This window comes from Polynucleobacter sp. AP-Kaivos-20-H2 (assembly GCF_018882215.1).
Taxonomy (GTDB): domain Bacteria; phylum Pseudomonadota; class Gammaproteobacteria; order Burkholderiales; family Burkholderiaceae; genus Polynucleobacter.
In genome coordinates this window covers 146458-162093 of the sequence record NZ_JACVOX010000002.1, presented here as the reverse complement: position 1 = coordinate 162093, position 15636 = coordinate 146458, and the positions used below count along the sequence as shown (strand labels likewise).

Annotated in this window: 11 protein-coding genes and 1 tRNA gene; 8 read left to right on the top strand and 4 right to left on the bottom strand. The window is 46.5% G+C overall.

What is annotated here, in order from left to right:
• The first annotated feature begins 10 nt into the window (after positions 1-10).
• From ICE89_RS05205 to ICE89_RS05195, 3 genes are read left to right on the top strand one after another with little or no spacing between them, the layout of a single operon-like run.
• Positions 11-856 carry a TatD family hydrolase gene (locus tag ICE89_RS05205; RefSeq protein WP_216265123.1) on the top strand — a complete coding sequence of 282 codons (846 nt, stop codon included), beginning with the start codon at positions 11-13 and terminating at the stop codon, positions 854-856.
• Positions 857-860: 4 nt separating this feature from the next.
• Positions 861-3341, top strand: a complete 2481-nt coding sequence (locus tag ICE89_RS05200) for a DNA internalization-related competence protein ComEC/Rec2 (RefSeq protein WP_370625335.1) — start codon at positions 861-863, stop codon at positions 3339-3341.
• 22 nt (positions 3342-3363) lie between these two features.
• Entirely contained in the window at positions 3364-3735 is a 372-nt protein-coding gene (locus ICE89_RS05195; RefSeq protein WP_216265121.1) for a glycine zipper family protein, read from the top strand.
• Positions 3736-3834: 99 nt separating this feature from the next.
• On the opposite strand, the gene ICE89_RS05190 is transcribed toward ICE89_RS05195, so the two are convergent.
• Positions 3835-3911, bottom strand: a tRNA-Met gene (locus tag ICE89_RS05190).
• Between the two features lie 169 nt (positions 3912-4080).
• Here ICE89_RS05190 and ICE89_RS05185 point away from each other — a divergent pair.
• Genes ICE89_RS05185 through radA form a run of 3 tightly spaced genes read left to right on the top strand, consistent with a single transcriptional unit; the run spans position 4081 to position 7930 of the window.
• A complete protein-coding gene (locus ICE89_RS05185; RefSeq protein WP_216265120.1) occupies positions 4081-6021 on the top strand; it encodes a potassium transporter Kup in 1941 nt (646 codons plus the stop codon).
• Positions 6022-6032: 11 nt separating this feature from the next.
• On the top strand, positions 6033-6527 hold the full coding sequence (locus ICE89_RS05180; protein ID WP_255537543.1) for a hypothetical protein: 495 nt from the start codon (positions 6033-6035) through the stop codon (positions 6525-6527).
• 38 nt (positions 6528-6565) lie between these two features.
• On the top strand, positions 6566-7930 hold the full coding sequence (gene radA, locus ICE89_RS05175) for a DNA repair protein RadA (RefSeq protein ID WP_216265119.1): 1365 nt from the start codon (positions 6566-6568) through the stop codon (positions 7928-7930).
• A 4-nt stretch (positions 7931-7934) separates the two neighbouring features.
• On the opposite strand, the gene prmB is transcribed toward radA, so the two are convergent.
• Genes prmB through dapD form a run of 3 tightly spaced genes read right to left on the bottom strand, consistent with a single transcriptional unit; the run spans position 7935 to position 10865 of the window.
• Positions 7935-8831: a 50S ribosomal protein L3 N(5)-glutamine methyltransferase gene (gene prmB, locus ICE89_RS05170; RefSeq protein ID WP_216265118.1), complete on the bottom strand. Its 897-nt coding sequence runs from the start codon at positions 8829-8831 to the stop codon at positions 7935-7937.
• Between the two features lie 45 nt (positions 8832-8876).
• Entirely contained in the window at positions 8877-10028 is a 1152-nt protein-coding gene (gene dapE / locus ICE89_RS05165; RefSeq protein ID WP_216265117.1) for a succinyl-diaminopimelate desuccinylase, read from the bottom strand.
• A gap of 9 nt (positions 10029-10037) precedes the next feature.
• On the bottom strand, positions 10038-10865 hold the full coding sequence (gene dapD, locus ICE89_RS05160) for a 2,3,4,5-tetrahydropyridine-2,6-dicarboxylate N-succinyltransferase (protein WP_216263566.1): 828 nt from the start codon (positions 10863-10865) through the stop codon (positions 10038-10040).
• A gap of 174 nt (positions 10866-11039) precedes the next feature.
• Here dapD and smc point away from each other — a divergent pair, with 174 nt between their 5' ends.
• Positions 11040-14561: a chromosome segregation protein SMC gene (gene smc, locus ICE89_RS05155; RefSeq protein ID WP_216265116.1), complete on the top strand. Its 3522-nt coding sequence runs from the start codon at positions 11040-11042 to the stop codon at positions 14559-14561.
• The gene (locus tag ICE89_RS05150) at positions 14562-15632 is read left to right on the top strand and encodes a cell division protein ZipA C-terminal FtsZ-binding domain-containing protein (protein ID WP_370625334.1); all 1071 of its coding nucleotides are present in this window, start codon (positions 14562-14564) and stop codon (positions 15630-15632) included. It abuts the gene before it with no gap.
• Positions 15633-15636: the final 4 nt, after the last annotated feature.

Here is a 15636-nt window from a genome sequence, read left to right as displayed (position 1 = left end):
TGGGCATCCCATGTGGATTGATACCCATTGCCATCTAGATGCCACTGAGTTTGCGACTTCATTGCAGACAATTATTCAGGTGGCTGCTAAAAAAAACGTTAAAGCAATACTGTTGCCTGCTGTGAAGGTGGCTGACTGTGCTCATGTTAGAGACTTAGCCCATCAATATAGTCAAGCAATCCCAGGTTTGGTTTATACCTTGGGAATACACCCGCTGTATACCAATCAAGCCCAAGAGGGTGACATCGAAACACTTGAGAAAAGAATTGTTGAATCTCTATCTGATCCTCGCTTTGTGGGTGTTGGTGAGATTGGCCTAGATTATTTTGTTGAGGATTTAGACCCTCATAAGCAGGAATTCTTTTTCAATGCCCAATTGGATTTGGCTCAGAAATATCAATTGCCTGTAATTTTGCATGTACGTCGTTCTCAGGATGCAATCTTAAAAGCCTTGCGTCGTCGAAGTATCCCCAGTGGAATTGCACATGCTTTTAATGGCAGTTTTCAGCAGGCCGAGCAATTTATTGAGCTCGGATTTAAATTGGGATTTGGCGGTGCAGCGACTTATGAGCGTGCTTTGCAAATCCGTAGACTTTTAAAAGAATTGCCACTTGACAGCATTGTGACTGAAACAGATTCTCCCGACATCCCACCAGCATGGCTCAGAGGGGAGGGTATTGCTTTTAATGAGCCTGCTTTTCTACCGCGGATTGCAAAAGAACTCGCCTTAGTTAGGGGTGTCAGTGATGCAAAATTTGCTGCGGCGATATGGGGTAATGCAATGCAGGTATTGCCACGCTGGTCTGCCCTCTGCGCAGGTATTCCTCAGCTCTCAAGTCTCAACTTAGCCTCTTAATTACTTGCGATTAGCTATTGCGGCATTCATTGCCGGGGGATTACTCCTTTTGCTTTTGCCGCAATTGCCAGAATATTGGCTCATTTCCTCCATGACTTTTAGCGTATTTTGTTTGCTGACAATCCTGCTTTCTAATCCAGAATCTCTTTTAAAGAAATTTGCAGTGATTAGTTTGCTATTTGTAGTAGGTTTTACTTGGAATGCTTTGTATGCTGAAAATCGCTTAAAGAATATTCTTGCCACAGAGTTGGAGGGCAAAGAGTTAACGCTCAAGGGAAGAGTTGCAGCATTGCCACAAAGTAATTCATCGGGCGCCAAGTTTGCCTTCGAGGTTGACGAGGCCTTCTCTGGAAAAGAAGCCCTGAATCATTTTCCAGAGAGAATCTATTTGAGTTGGCAGCCCGCCTGGAGAAATCCTCAAGCAATTCCAGAGGTAATTCCTGGACAGCGCTGGAAGATCAGGGCAAAGCTAAAGCGTCCTTATGGTTCCTTAAATCCACATACCTTTGATTTTGAGCGTTGGTCTTTTCATCAAGACTTTGGAGCTAGCGGATCAGTAAGGTCTGGGGAGTTATTGCTCGATAGTGATATCGCTTGGACAGAGTTTGAGTTACGTATGGAGCTTGCTAGATGGCATCTGCGAAAAAAGATTCAGTCTATGCTGTCGGATGATGCGAGGTATGTAGGTGTTTTGATTGCTTTGGTAATGGGTGATCAGAACGCCATCGATCAAGATGACTGGCAAATATTTAATGCAACGGGTATTGGGCATCTCATCTCTATATCTGGACTTCATGTAACGATGTTGGCAGGAGTTGGCGCTTCAATTGCTGCATTTATATGGCGTCGACGCACATGGCCACTGATTGCTCCAGTCAGTAAGGTAGCGGCTGTAGCGGGATTTGTGACTGCGTTTATCTATGCATGGTTGGCGGGCTTTCAGATTCCAGCGCAAAGAACGATGTATATGGTTGGGGTGGTGGCATTCGCTTTATGGACTGGCCGAAATCCACGTTCCTTTGATATCTGGTGGTGGGCTCTAGCATTCGTGTTGCTTATCGATCCTATGGCTCCCTACACGCCAGGCTTTTGGTTATCTTTCGGTGCTGTAGCTGCCATTCTGTATGCCATGGGAGATTCTTCTGGTTTATTGGGTATCCCTACGGGAAAAGAATTAGAAACGCATTGGATGCATCGCATGGGACAAGCCCTTCGTGAGGCGTGTCGTGTCCAGGCTGTTGTCACGCTGGCGCTCCTGCCATTGACTTTGTATTGGTTTTACCAAGTCTCAATTGTTTCACCACTGGCTAATGCGTTTGCTATTCCGTTGGTCAGTTATATCGTGACCCCGCTGGCAATTGCTGGTGCCTTGCTTCCAGAATTTATCGGCCGCTGGCTCTTATTGCCGGCGCATACATCCATGGAATATCTTGCAGTCATCCTGGAATGGATGGCGAGTTGGAGTTGGTCTGTAGCTTGGTCGAAGCAGCCCGAGTGGTGGATGCTGGTGATTGCTGGATGTGGAATTGTGTATGCAATTCGCCCTGGTCCGATTGGAGAAACGTGGAAAGGTCGATTGCTTGGTATCTTTTTATCTACCCCCTTATTTTTTTGGCCAAGCCAATTATTTGGAGAGGTGTATCTCGCTCAAGGAGAGTTCAGGGCGAGTGTTTTTGATATTGGCCAGGGCACTGCGGTTCTCATCGAAACCGCCAATAGAAAATTGCTATACGACACAGGACCGATTCAGGGCAAGAAAGATGATGCAGGTCAGAGAGTAATTCTTCCCTATTTGCGTGGCCAGGGGATCAATCACATTGATCGTATGGTCATTAGTCATAGCGATAGTGATCATATTGGTGGTGCTGCAACACTTCTGAAGAGTATTCAATTTGATTTGATGATGGGATCTTTGCCTAGCGCGAATCCACTGCTTCAAAATTTGCATAAAAGAAAGATTCCGGCCATCCCTTGTCGCTTTGGTCAGCGTTGGAAATGGGATGGTGTCGAATTTGTAATTTGGCACCCTCATGAAGAGACAGTATTTACTGATCAATATCCTGGTAAGCCCAACGAAATGAGTTGCGTGATTGAGGTGCGCAATCAACAAAGCTCGCTTTGGTTAACGGGTGATGTTGAAAAGCAAGCTGAAGCAGAAATTACCGAGCGCTTAGATGAAAAAATGTTGCATGAAATCGGCGACAGGGAATTGATTTTTATGGCGCCACATCATGGCAGCAAAACATCCTCTTCCTTGGCCCTCCTACAGAGATTGGAACCTCATCAGGCTTTTGCACAAAATGGCTATCGCAATCGTTATGGGCATCCACATCCAGATGTCACGGCGCGCTATCAGAATTTAGGGATTCCTTTTCATCAAACGCCGAGAACAGGTGCCCAAACTTGGCTATTTAAAAATAATTCAAAATCTTCGACACAGTTTTTGCGACATGATATAAAACGGATATGGCATCGATCGATGTGAAATTGAATAAAAGGAATTGCAGATGAATAAGTTACTTTCCCTATGTTCTCTGGTGGTTGTTGTGACGGTTGGGTGTGCCGGCGCAAATGTTCGCCCCTTAGTGGATATGAAGGGCGTTAATGAGGCTGCATATGAGAGTGATTTAAAAGACTGCCAAAACTATGCTCAACAGCAATCAGGTATGGGTGAGACTGCGGCCAAAGGCGCTGGTGCTGGCGCTGTAGTTGGTGGCTTATTAGGCCTTGTGACAGGTGGCAATAAAACGGGCATCGTACAGGCTGCTGGAGCTGGCGCCGTGATTGGCGGTGCAGGCGGTGCATTTACTGGTAATCAGGCTCAAGATGCTGTTGTGAAGAGATGTTTGAGTGGTCGTGGTTACAAGGTTTTGAACTAAACCCACTTGAAAATAGCGAAAAAGCCCGAGAAATTGGGCTTTTTTAATGCTTAGAAAAGCAAAAAGCCCTTAAAATTTAATGGCTTAGTACGTAATTCTTGGTTGCGGGGGCAGGATTTGAACCTACGACCTTCGGGTTATGAGCCCGACGAGCTGCCAGACTGCTCCACCCCGCGTCTGAAGCTGAAATTCTACCATTTTCTGGGGGCCTCTGTCGAGGTATTCCTGTAAATAACGCATAAATGAGCAGTTTTATTAAGGAAAATCTGGATTTGATGGGTATCGTTAAGGAGTAACATATCGCCACGCATTAAGTTGAACATTTGGCCTATAAAAGGATGATTCATGTCAGTTAGCAATCCCGAATTTTCGCACTCAGAGATATTGCGTCCGGTTGAAATCCAGGGTCAAGATCATCATCAAAAGGGCGGCCTAGCGACATTAGCGCTGGGCGCAATTGGTATTGTCTTTGGCGATATTGGCACTAGTCCACTTTATGCCTTAAAGGTTTGCTTTGATCCGCAAAATGGCATTCCGATGACCACTGAATCTATATTCGGCGTCACTTCTATGATTTTTTGGTCATTCATTTTGGTGGTATCGCTTAAGTATCTATTGTTTGTCATGCGAGCAAATAACCATGGTGAAGGCGGCATTCTGTCTTTGATGGCTCTTGCTTTGCGCACAGCTAAAACGAAATCTAAGCGATCCATCGTTATTATGGTTGTGGGGGTTTTGGGTGCTTGCCTGTTTTATGGAGATGCTGTTATTACCCCTGCTATCTCAGTGCTCTCCGCCATCGAGGGCACCACAGTTGTGTCTGATAGCTTTATCCCGTACGTTATTCCAATTACGATTGGAATTTTGTTGTGCTTATTTTTGTTTGAGAAAAAAGGTACTTCAGTGGTTGGTGCACTCTTTGGACCTGTCATGTTGGTGTGGTTTGGATCTTTAGCTTTAATGGGCTTCAACCAAATTCAAGATGCGCCGCAAATTATTGGCGCTTTAAATCCTATTCACGCCCTTCAATTTATGACTCAGGATGCGGGCATCGCATTTGCAGTGACAGGCTCTATCTTTTTAGTTCTTACTGGCGCCGAAGCTTTGTATGCAGATATGGGGCATTTTGGAATACGTCCGATTAAATACGCATGGTTTTTATTGGTAATGCCTTGTTTATTGATTAATTATTTTGGGCAAGGAGCAATGCTCCTGGCTCATCCAGAGACGGTCTCAAACCCCTTCTTTTTGATGGTGCCTGAATCATATACATTTGCTTTAGTGGTATTGGCTACCCTGGCTACGGTAATCGCTTCTCAGGCATGTATCTCCGGTGCCTACTCAATGACTAGCGAAGCTATTTTGCTCGGCTTTTTGCCCCGCATGAAAATTGCATTTACTTCGGCCAAGGAAAAAGGGCAGATCTATGTTCCTTTTATCAATTGGGTGCTTTGCTTTGTTGTGATTGGAATTGTTTTAGCTTTCAAGAAGTCTGAAAACTTAGCTAATGCATACGGCGTTGCTGTTTCAACCACAATGCTCTTAACAACTTTGTTGGCTGCAGTGGTGATGAAGGCTTTATGGAAGTGGAATTCCATTCTTGTAGCCATCATCATTAGTTGCTTCTTAGTTATTGATATCGGCTTCTTCACCGCGAATCTGGTCAAGTTGTTTGAAGGTGGTTGGTTCCCGGTAGTGATTGCTTCGATTTGCTTCTTGCTAATGATGACTTGGTACCAAGGCCGTCAAATTGTTCGCGAACGTGTTTTGAATGACGGAATTCGGCTGGATACTTTTATCGCTTCTCTGTTGCAGAACCCACCGCACCGAGTAGAAGGTACTGCTATCTTTCTCACTGCCCATGTAGATTATTTGCCTGTTTCTTTTTTACATAACCTAAAACATAACCATGTACTTCATGATCGTGTCTTTTTCTTAAAGTGCAGCATCTGGGATGTGCCCTATGTAAGTGATGACCAAAGACTTACTTTAAAAGAGCTTGGCCCCAATATTTATGTAGTGCGTGCAGTTTATGGATTCAAAGAGACTCCTGATACCAATCAAATTTTGGCTTTGCTTGAGACGCAGTTTGATCTGAAATTTGATTTAATGAACACCTCATTCTTTCTCTCAAGGGATACTATTGTTCCCACTTCATTGCCGGGTATGGCAATCTGGCGTGAACGTCTCTTTGCTTGGATGTATCAGAATGCTGGACGCCAGTCAGACTTCTTTAAGATTCCTGCAAATCGCTTGGTTGAGTTGGGTGCAAAGGTCGAGATTTGAGAAAGAGTCTTTTGCTCCAATCAAAAATATTGATTTCAATATTTTTGTTGGCGTCTGCATTGAGTGGGGTTGTATTGGCAACTCCTGCTGAAGAGGCTGAGCTTGATCAGTTAGACAAGATTGAGCAAGAATTAGAACTTCAGCGCGAGTGGTCTAAATTCCGCTGGGGTAAAGCTTCTTCTGAGTGCTACCAGGAATACTGGGTCAATTCTTGTTTGAGAAGTGCTCGCGCAGACTATCGCAAGGAAATCGATCCGATACGCGAACAAGAGGTGGCTTTGCATGAAGTGCAACGTAAGCTTCGTGAAAGTTTAAAGACTCAAGAAGATGCTAAGCGTGCTGCTGAGAGGGCGTCGCCCGAAAAAGCGGCTGAGCGAGCAGCCAATCAACGCGAGTTTGAGCAGAAACAAAAAGATGCTGCAGCAAGAGCGGCCGATCTAGAGCAACGACGCAAGGATGCCCCTAAGCGCGCGCAAGAAAATAAAGCGGGCACTCAGCTCGATTAATTTCTATTTATTTATTTTTATATTTCATTAGGTAACTCTTGGCTAAAGTCAAAACGGTTTATATCTGCCAGTCTTGCGGTGGCACCTCTGCCAAGTGGCAGGGTCAGTGCCCATCTTGTCAGGCCTGGAATACTTTAGAAGAGGGTCTGCCAGAAACAACATCTAATGCTCGCTTCCAGGGTTTAGCGCAATCCCTTCCAAGACAAAAGTTATCCGCTATTAGCGCTGAAGACTTGCCAAGATTTAGCACGGGTGTTGAAGAGTTTGATCGCGTACTGGGTGGCGGCTTAGTTCCAGGTGGTGTGGTGCTTTTGGGTGGTGATCCTGGTATTGGTAAATCTACCTTACTACTCCAGGCATTGGCGGAGATGAGTTCTGCTGGCATGAATGTGCTCTACAGCAGCGGCGAAGAATCTGCTGCGCAAATTGCCCTTCGTGCAAAACGCATTGCTTTAGATGCGCCACAGCTTGAGGTGTTGGCTGAGATTCAGTTGGAAAAACTGATTTCTATTATGGATACCGTGAAGCCACAAGTATTGGTGGTGGATTCTATTCAGACTTTGTATTCAGAAGTATTAAGTTCGGCTCCTGGCTCTGTAGCGCAGGTGCGTGAGTGTGCTGCGCAACTCACTAGAGCTGCTAAATCAAGCGGTATCTGTGTGCTGATGGTCGGGCACGTTACCAAGGATGGTCATCTCGCCGGTCCTAGGGTCTTAGAGCACATTGTCGATACCGTTTTGTACTTTGAGGGTGATACACATTCCTCTTTCCGCTTAGTACGTTCGATCAAGAACCGTTTTGGCGCCGTCAATGAGTTGGGCGTATTTGCGATGACTGAAAAAGGTCTGCGTGGCGTAACGAATCCGTCAGCAATTTTTCTGTCACAACATGAGCAAATGGTTCCGGGCGCTTGTATATTGGTTACACAAGAGGGCAGTAGACCTTTGTTGGTAGAGATTCAGGCTTTAGTAGATACAGCGCATGTGCCTAATCCCCGTCGTTTAGCCGTTGGCTTAGAGCAAGCTCGTTTAGCGATGCTCTTGGCGGTACTGCATCGTCATGCTGGCATCGCTTGTTTTGATCAAGATGTTTTCTTAAATGCGGTAGGTGGCGTCAAGATTTCTGAGCCGGCCGCTGACTTAGCCGTTCTTCTGGCTATTCAGTCTTCAATTCGCAATCGCGCATTACCAAAAGAGTTGATTGTCTTTGGTGAGGTTGGTTTGGCTGGTGAGATTCGTCCTTGTCCTCGTGGTCAAGAGCGCTTGAAAGAAGCTGCTAAATTAGGTTTCACTGTTGCCATCATTCCAAAAGCGAATATGCCGAAGACCAAGATTCCAGGATTGAAGGTAATTCCAGTGGAGCGAATTGACCAAGCCATTGCTGCTGCAGCCGAGCTCAGTTAATTCCTTAGCGTAAGTCTTCTGCTTGTATGAGTAAGACTTGCTCTTCACCTGCCGATACTTCCATCCAGATTGCTGGAATTTGCGGGAAAGCCTTTTTGAAGTGCTCATACTCATTACCAATCTCAAGCAAAATAGCGCCGCGCTCAGATAGGTAATCAGGTGCTGAAGCAATAATGCGCCTGATGATATCCATGCCATCTTCTCCACCAGCTAAAGCCAATTCTGGTTCCGCGTGATATTCAGCAGGAAGCGCATTCATGGAGGCGGCATTCACGTATGGTGGATTACAGATGATCAGATTAAAGAGGTTATCTTCATTTGGTTGTGGCAAAGCATCCCAAAGATCGCCATCTAATAGCTCTACTTGAGAGCTGAGACCGTGACGATCTACGTTACGGGCAGCTACTGAAAGGGCAGGCATGCTGATATCACACGCGCTCACATGAATATCTGGGCATGACATAGCCAAGAGGATGGCTAGTGAGCCATTACCAGTGCAAAGATCAAGCGCTTTGCCATCAGCTGGCAGCCAGGTCTCTAGTGAACCATCAACGATGAGTTCTGCAATCCAGGAACGCGGAACAATACTTTGCTCGCTGCAGAAAAAGGGCACACCCATGAACCAAGCTTCACCTAAGATGTAGGCAAGTGGTTTACGTGTCGAGATTCTGGTATTGGCAACGGTGGATGCATTTTGCTGCTGCTCATTGAAGATTTCATCATCTAGGTGATCTAATGCTTCTGCTGGGCTGAGATTAAGCTGTTTACTCACAATCCACAAAGCTTCGCTTTGGGCATCAATTGCCCCGTGGCCGTAATGTAAGTTTGCCGCTTCGAGTGTTTGTGCAATCTGATTGATGCACTGGTTTACTGTAAGGTGTTGCTGAGACTCAGGGTCCATGATGTGGAGTTCTTTAGAAGAAAAGTCGGGTGCGCAATTGATCGATCAAGCGATTAACTGTTCGAGGGTCTTGCGATAGATATTTTTGAGTGGCACGACATCGTCAACGATGACGCACTCATCAATTTTGTGACTAGTTGCATTCAGTGGACCAAATTCCACAACTTCTTTGCAAATCTTGGCGATAAAGCGGCCATCACTGGTACCACCAGTAGTGGAGAGTTCTGTATCAATGTTGGCTTCTGCTTTGATGGCCCTGCGTAATGCTCCAGCCAGATCACCATCACCAGTAATGAACGGGCTACCGCCCAATACCCAGTCAATCTCAAACTCTAAACCGGCATCCTTCAAAATCTTTTCTAGACGTTCACGGAGTTGCTCTGGCTTACTCTCGGTTGAGAAGCGGAAGTTGAAGTCGATCACCAACTCACCAGGAATCACGTTATTAGCACCGGTGCCAGCATGCACGTTGGAGATCTGAAAACTGGTGGGTTGAAAGTATTCATTACCTTTGTCCCATTCAGTTTCTACTAATGTAGAAATTGCTGGTGCCGAAAGATGAATTGGATTCTTACCGAGGTGAGGGTAGGCAATGTGCGCCTGAATACCTTTCACCTTGAGCTTGCCTGACAGAGAGCCGCGACGACCATTCTTAATCATGTCGCCAAGCCGATCAACTGAAGTCGGTTCACCAATGACGCAGTAGTCCAAACGCTGACCTTGTTTTTGCAGGCGATCACACATGATGACTGTGCCATCGTTTGCAGGACCTTCTTCATCGCTAGTGATTAAAAAAGCAATAGTGCCCTGATGATCTGGGTGTGTAGTGACAAACTCTTCTGTAGCGACCACAAAACCAGCGAGGGATGTTTTCATATCCGCTGCGCCACGACCATATAGTATGCCGTCACGAATGGTTGGGGTAAAGGGGTTGTTTGTCCACTTCTCTAGTGGGCCTGTAGGCACTACATCGGTATGGCCTGCAAATACCAAGACTTTGCCTTGATCGCCAGCTGTACCTTTTTTAATAGCCCACAAGTTGGTTACCTGGAAATTTTCAGGGCCACTCACCACGCTCTCGGTATGAAAACCAATCGCTTGGAGACGTTTAGCAATTAAATCTTGGCAGCCACCATCAGCAGGGGTTACGGAATGGCAGGCAATGAGAGCTTCGGTGAGCTCAAGTGTGGCGCTCATGGGTTTAACTTAGTCGCGGAGTAATTCGTTGATGGCTGTCTTTGCTCTGGTTTGGGCATCAACCTTTTTAACGATGATTGCGGCATACAAGCTGTACTTGCCACAAGCGGACGGAAGGGAGCCTGGAACAACTACTGAGCCAGCAGGAACACGACCATAGTGCACTTCACCTGTTTCGCGGTCATAAATCTTGGTGCTTTGGCCAATATAGACACCCATGGATAAAACAGCGTTTTCTTCAATCACAACGCCTTCAACCACCTCAGAGCGGGCGCCAATAAAGCAGTTATCTTCAATAATCACTGGGCCAGCTTGAATTGGCTCCAAAACACCGCCAATACCAACGCCGCCAGAAAGGTGAACGTTTTTGCCAATTTGAGCGCAAGAACCTACTGTTGCCCAGGTATCTACCATCGTGCCTTCACCTACATAAGCGCCAATATTGACGTAGGAAGGCATTAAAACAGCGTTTTTACCGATAAATGAGCCGCGGCGGGCTACGGCAGGGGGAACTACACGGAATCCACCAGCAGCAAAGTCGGCGGCAGTGTAGTTTTCAAACTTGCTAGGAACCTTATCGTAGAACTGGGTAAACCCACCAGCACTCATAGGTTGATTGTCTTCGAGACGGAAAGAAAGCAAAACGGCCTTCTTAACCCATTGATTTACTTCCCACTTCCCAACGTCACGGCGCTCAGCCACGCGAATAGTGCCGGCATTAAGGCCCTCTAATACGGCATTTACGGCATTACGGACATCCCCAGGGGCGCTATCTGGAGAGAGGTTTGCGCGGTTTTCCCAGGCTTGTTCAATGATGTTTTGTGGTGATTGGCTCATGCTTTTTAGTTAACTATCAGATTGTTAAGGGATTTTGTCCCGAGAGGTAGATTTATCATTATATAGATGGGGCAAAAACGCGTCCAAGCAGGCAAGAGCTTGCTATCATCTTCCCACTTTAGCTTTAATTTTTACCCCTTTATTTGAACCTCTTTTTTCCCTGCAAAGTACGCCGTGCAACTGAAATCCATCAAACTTTCCGGCTTTAAGTCTTTCGTAGACCCAACCCATTTTGAAATGCCCGGCCAACTTATTGGCGTTGTGGGTCCTAACGGTTGCGGAAAGTCGAACATTATTGACGCCGTCCGCTGGGTTTTGGGAGAGTCCCGTGCCAGCGAATTGCGTGGCGAATCGATGCAGGACGTTATTTTTAATGGCTCTGGTTTACGTAAGCCATCTGGCCGCGCTAGTGTTGAGCTCATTTTTGATAACACTGAAGGGCGCGCTCAAGGTCAGTGGAGTGCTTTTACAGAATTAGGTATCAAGCGCGTTTTAACTCGTGATGGAAATTCAAGCTATTACGTTAATAACCAAGTAGTACGTCGTAAAGATATTCAGGATATTTTCTTGGGCACGGGTATGGGTCCAAGAGGTTACGCCATTATTGGTCAAGGTACGATCAACCGTATTTTGGAAGCAAAGCCAGAAGAGTTGCGCGTGTTTCTGGAAGAGGCTGCTGGTGTTTCTAAATATAAAGAGCGCCGCAAAGAAACTGCCTCACGTTTAGAGGACACTGTAGAAAATTTAACGCGTGTTGAAGATATCTTGCGAGAGCTTGATCAACAACTCACTCGCTTAGAAAAACAAGCGACTGTTGCTGAGCGTCATGCTGAGCTTTCTGCCCAAATGAAATCACAACAGCAGCTCTTGTGGTTTGTGCGTCAGACTGAGGCTGGTAAAGAGCAAGAGCGCCATGCCAATGGCATCCGTGATACTCAAGTTGGCCTGGAAGAACAGACCGCTAAGCTGCGCCACGTCGAGGCTGAGCTAGAAACCATGCGTACAGAACAGTACGCATTACAAGATAAAGTTTCTCAAGCACAAGGTGATTTATATCAAACCAATTCTGATGTCAGTCAGGTTGAGGCGCAGATTCTTTATGTGCAAGAAGCACGTCAACGTTTGCAGCAACAAACCCAGGATCTGCAAGCGCAGTTACAGCGCTGGACTGTGCAAGAAACAGATGCAGCACAAGCGCAGCGTACTACTGAGCATGAGTTGTCTTTAGCTGCTGAAAAAGAACAAACACTTTTAGCGGATTTAAATGGTTTGCAAGAGCAAATGCCAAGTCGTGAAGAGGCTTATCAAAATGCCTCACGTGAACTCAATAGCGCACGTGATTCAGTTGCCTCTATTGAGCAACGTTTAGCCAGTTTGGGTGAACGTCTTCGCTCAATGTCAGCTCAGTCAGATGAATTGAAGGGGCGAGAGACTCGCCTTGTTGGTGAATTCGATGGCTTACGTCGTCCTGATGCTGAAGCTTTACAAACAGCAATAGATCGTCAGGGCATGGCTGCCCGTAAAGTGGAAGAGGCTAAGCAGCGCGCTGTTGAAACCCAACAACGCGTTCCGGCTGCTGATGAAGCCCGTAATACTGCGCAACAACAGATTCAAGTAGCTAATCAAGATCTTGCTCAAACTGAAGCCAAGTTGACTGCATTAACTGCCTTGCAAGCAAGCGTTCAGGCCCAAGGCAAGATTGGACCTTGGCTTGAAAGCAAGGGTCTTAAAGAGAGCAAGCGCCTTTGGCAAGAACTCAAAGTAGAGAGCGGCTGGGAAACTGCGCTGGAATCAGTACTGCGCGAGCGTTTAGCTGCTGTGACTGCAAAGAGTGTGCAAGAAACATTGGCCTTGGCTAATGATGCCCCTCCTAGTCGTTTAGCCATCTTACTCACCGAAGAGATCACGCCAGCACATACCTCTGCACCAGCGGACTTCACACCATTATTGAGTCGCGTACAAAGTGCAGGCGCTGCAAGATTGACCTCTGTTCTTCAAGAGTGGCTAGACAAGATCTACATTGCTAGTAGTCTTGAGGATGCTTTGCATCGCCGTGAAAAATTACCGGCTGGTGGTGCATTTGTTACCCAACAAGGTCATTTAGTGAGTCGTGTTGGCGTACAACTATATGCAGCTGATTCTGAGCAAGCCGGCATGTTGGCACGCGCTCAGGAGATGGAAAGTCTTGAGAAGCAATTGCGTGCACAACAATTCATGCAAAGTGAGCTCAAGGGTGAGTTGGATCAATGTGTTGCGAATTACCAAGCAGCTCACCAAGCAGCAGAACAAGCTCGCGAGAATGCAGAACATGCTGTTCAAGAATCACACGGCTTTGAAGTGGAAAGAATGCAGTTGACTCAAGCTGAAGAGCAATACAGTCAACGTGCAGCACAGATTCAGGGTGAATTAAGTGAGTTGCGCCAACAAATGGAGCAAGTAAGCCAGACCCAAGAGCAGTCTGCTGCTGAGTTGCTTGAATCAGAAGAATCTAAAGAAGGCTTGCAAGAAGCTTTGCAAGTAGCTCAAGAAAAATTAGAGCGCTCTACTGAAGAGCGCGATCGTTTGCGTGAGTCACTCCGTTCTGCTGAAATGGCTGCTCAAGAAGCAGCTTTTGCGACGCGCTCATTGCAGCAGCGCATCACTGATTTGCAACGTGATCAAAGTACCGCCCGTACTCAGATCATGGAAATTCAGGATAAGCATGATGCCGCTGCTCAAGAACTGGAAACTCTGAGCGACGAAGAGGCGCAAGATAAATTACAAGGTCTATTGCTAGCCCGCAGTGCACGTGAAGCTGCCTTAGCGAATGCACGTACTGAGCAGGATGCTTTATTGCATCAATTGCGTGAAGCCGATGAATCTCGTATGCAAGTTGAGCGCAGCCTGCAGCCAATGCGTGACAAAGTAGTGGATTTGCAATTGCGTGAACAGGCTGCCCGTTTGAACTTTGAGCAATTTGCCACATTGTTATCGGATGCAGAGGCTGACCTTACTGCACTTGAGGCAAATTTCAGTACTGACTTAAAAGTTGGCGCCTTGCAGAGCGAGGTGAATCGCTTGAATACTGAAATTCAGTCATTAGGCCCAGTCAATATGGCTGCTTTGGATGAGTTATCAAGCTCCCGTGAGCGTAAGCAGTTCTTGGATGCGCAGTCTGCCGACTTGAATGAAGCAATGCAGACTCTGACAGATGCGATCGCCAAAATTGATGCTGAAACACGCGATCTCTTACAGGGGACGTTCGATCAAGTCAATATGCACTTTGGCAAACTTTTCCCTGAGTTGTTCGGTGGTGGTCATGCTGAATTGGTAATGACTGGTGATGAGATTTTGGATTCTGGTGTCCAGGTCATGGCCCAGCCTCCTGGCAAGAAAAATAGCTCTATTTACCTCCTCTCTGGTGGTGAAAAGGCTTTGACTGCAATTGCCTTAGTGTTCTCACTATTCCTTTTAAATCCAGCCCCATTCTGCTTGCTCGATGAGGTGGATGCTCCATTGGATGACGCAAATACCTTGCGTTATGCAAAGCTAGTTGCCAAAATGTCAGATAAGACACAGTTTTTGTTTATCTCTCATAACAAGATCACTATGGAAATCGCACATCAACTCATTGGTGTCACGATGCAAGAGCAGGGCGTATCCCGCATTGTTGCGGTGGATATTTCTTCTGCTGTTTCAATGGTGGAGGCCGCCTAAGTGTACGTAGAACAAATCATGACGATGTTGGGCCTGTCTGATTTGCAATTTGCTCTGGCTGTTATTGGTCTATTAATTCTGATAGTAGTGGCGGTTCTGAATATTAAGTATGCCCGTGCTCGTCGCAAGGCAAAAGAGCTTAGTGAGTATTCTTTAGATGATCGCTTTGGAAAAGAGCCTAGCTTTGCTCAGGGCTTTGCTGATGGCGATGCAGGGCGCACTGAGCCCAGCTTCGGCGAAGTGATCACAACCATTTCAGCCCCAGAAAAGTTTGCGATAGATCCACGGATTGATTGTGTCATCACACTACGCTTTGATGAGGCTATTAGTGGCTCAGAAATTCTGGCAGAAATAAATGCCTGGACGGATCTTCAGGCGCAATCAACTGCACGCTGGATGTGTGAAGGCTTAAATGCCAATCTAGATGTTGCTGAGGACTGGGAAGAACTCCATCCTGACTCTACGTATTCTGATTTACAGCTAGCTATTCAGCTGGCAAGCCGCAAAGGCGCTATTGGCGTCCTAGAGTTATCCGACTTTTGTTCTCGTGCCCAAGCGCTTGCTGAGACTTTGGGCTCCCAAATCGATATGCCGAGTGTGAGCACGATGTTGGAAAGCGCGACTGAATTAGATGTCATGGCTGCCGAAAGCGACATTCAATTGAGTATCAATGTGCTTTTTGATGAGCCATGTCCATGGGGTAACTTTGATGCGCTCATGCGTCAACGTGGCTTTAAGCTATCTCGTAATGGCCGCCAATATGAATATCTCAGCAAAGGCGTAGTGCTGTTTAGTAGCGCCGATTTGGATCCAAACAAGTCTGTAACCCAAGTGACCTTATTGCTTGAAGTCCCTCTGGTCCCCCAAGAAGAGCGGGCATTTGAAAGAATGCTCTCTGAAGGTGTGGAGATTGCACAAGCAGCTCACGGGCGCTTAGTAGATGACAATGGCATCAACTTGAGTGAGGCCGCTGTCATTAGTATTCGTCAGCACCTTGATGTTCTCTATGCCAATCTTGAGAAATCTGGCGTCCCCGCTGGATCTTCTACAGCTAGCAGATTATTTAGCTAGGAAA

Bases quoted from the DNA above. Each gene is read 5' to 3' on its own strand.
- dapE (WP_216265117.1), bottom strand. From the start codon at position 10,028: ATGAGCGCCACACTTGAGCTCACCGAAGCTCTCATTGCCTGCCATTCC.
- dapD (WP_216263566.1), bottom strand. From the start codon at position 10,865: ATGAGCCAATCACCACAAAACATCATTGAACAAGCCTGGGAAAACCGC.
- prmB (WP_216265118.1), bottom strand. From the start codon at position 8,831: ATGGACCCTGAGTCTCAGCAACACCTTACAGTAAACCAGTGCATCAAT.
- ICE89_RS05185 (WP_216265120.1), top strand. From the start codon at position 4,081: ATGTCAGTTAGCAATCCCGAATTTTCGCACTCAGAGATATTGCGTCCG.
- ICE89_RS05195 (WP_216265121.1), top strand. From the start codon at position 3,364: ATGAATAAGTTACTTTCCCTATGTTCTCTGGTGGTTGTTGTGACGGTT.
- ICE89_RS05205 (WP_216265123.1), top strand. From the start codon at position 11: ATGTGGATTGATACCCATTGCCATCTAGATGCCACTGAGTTTGCGACT.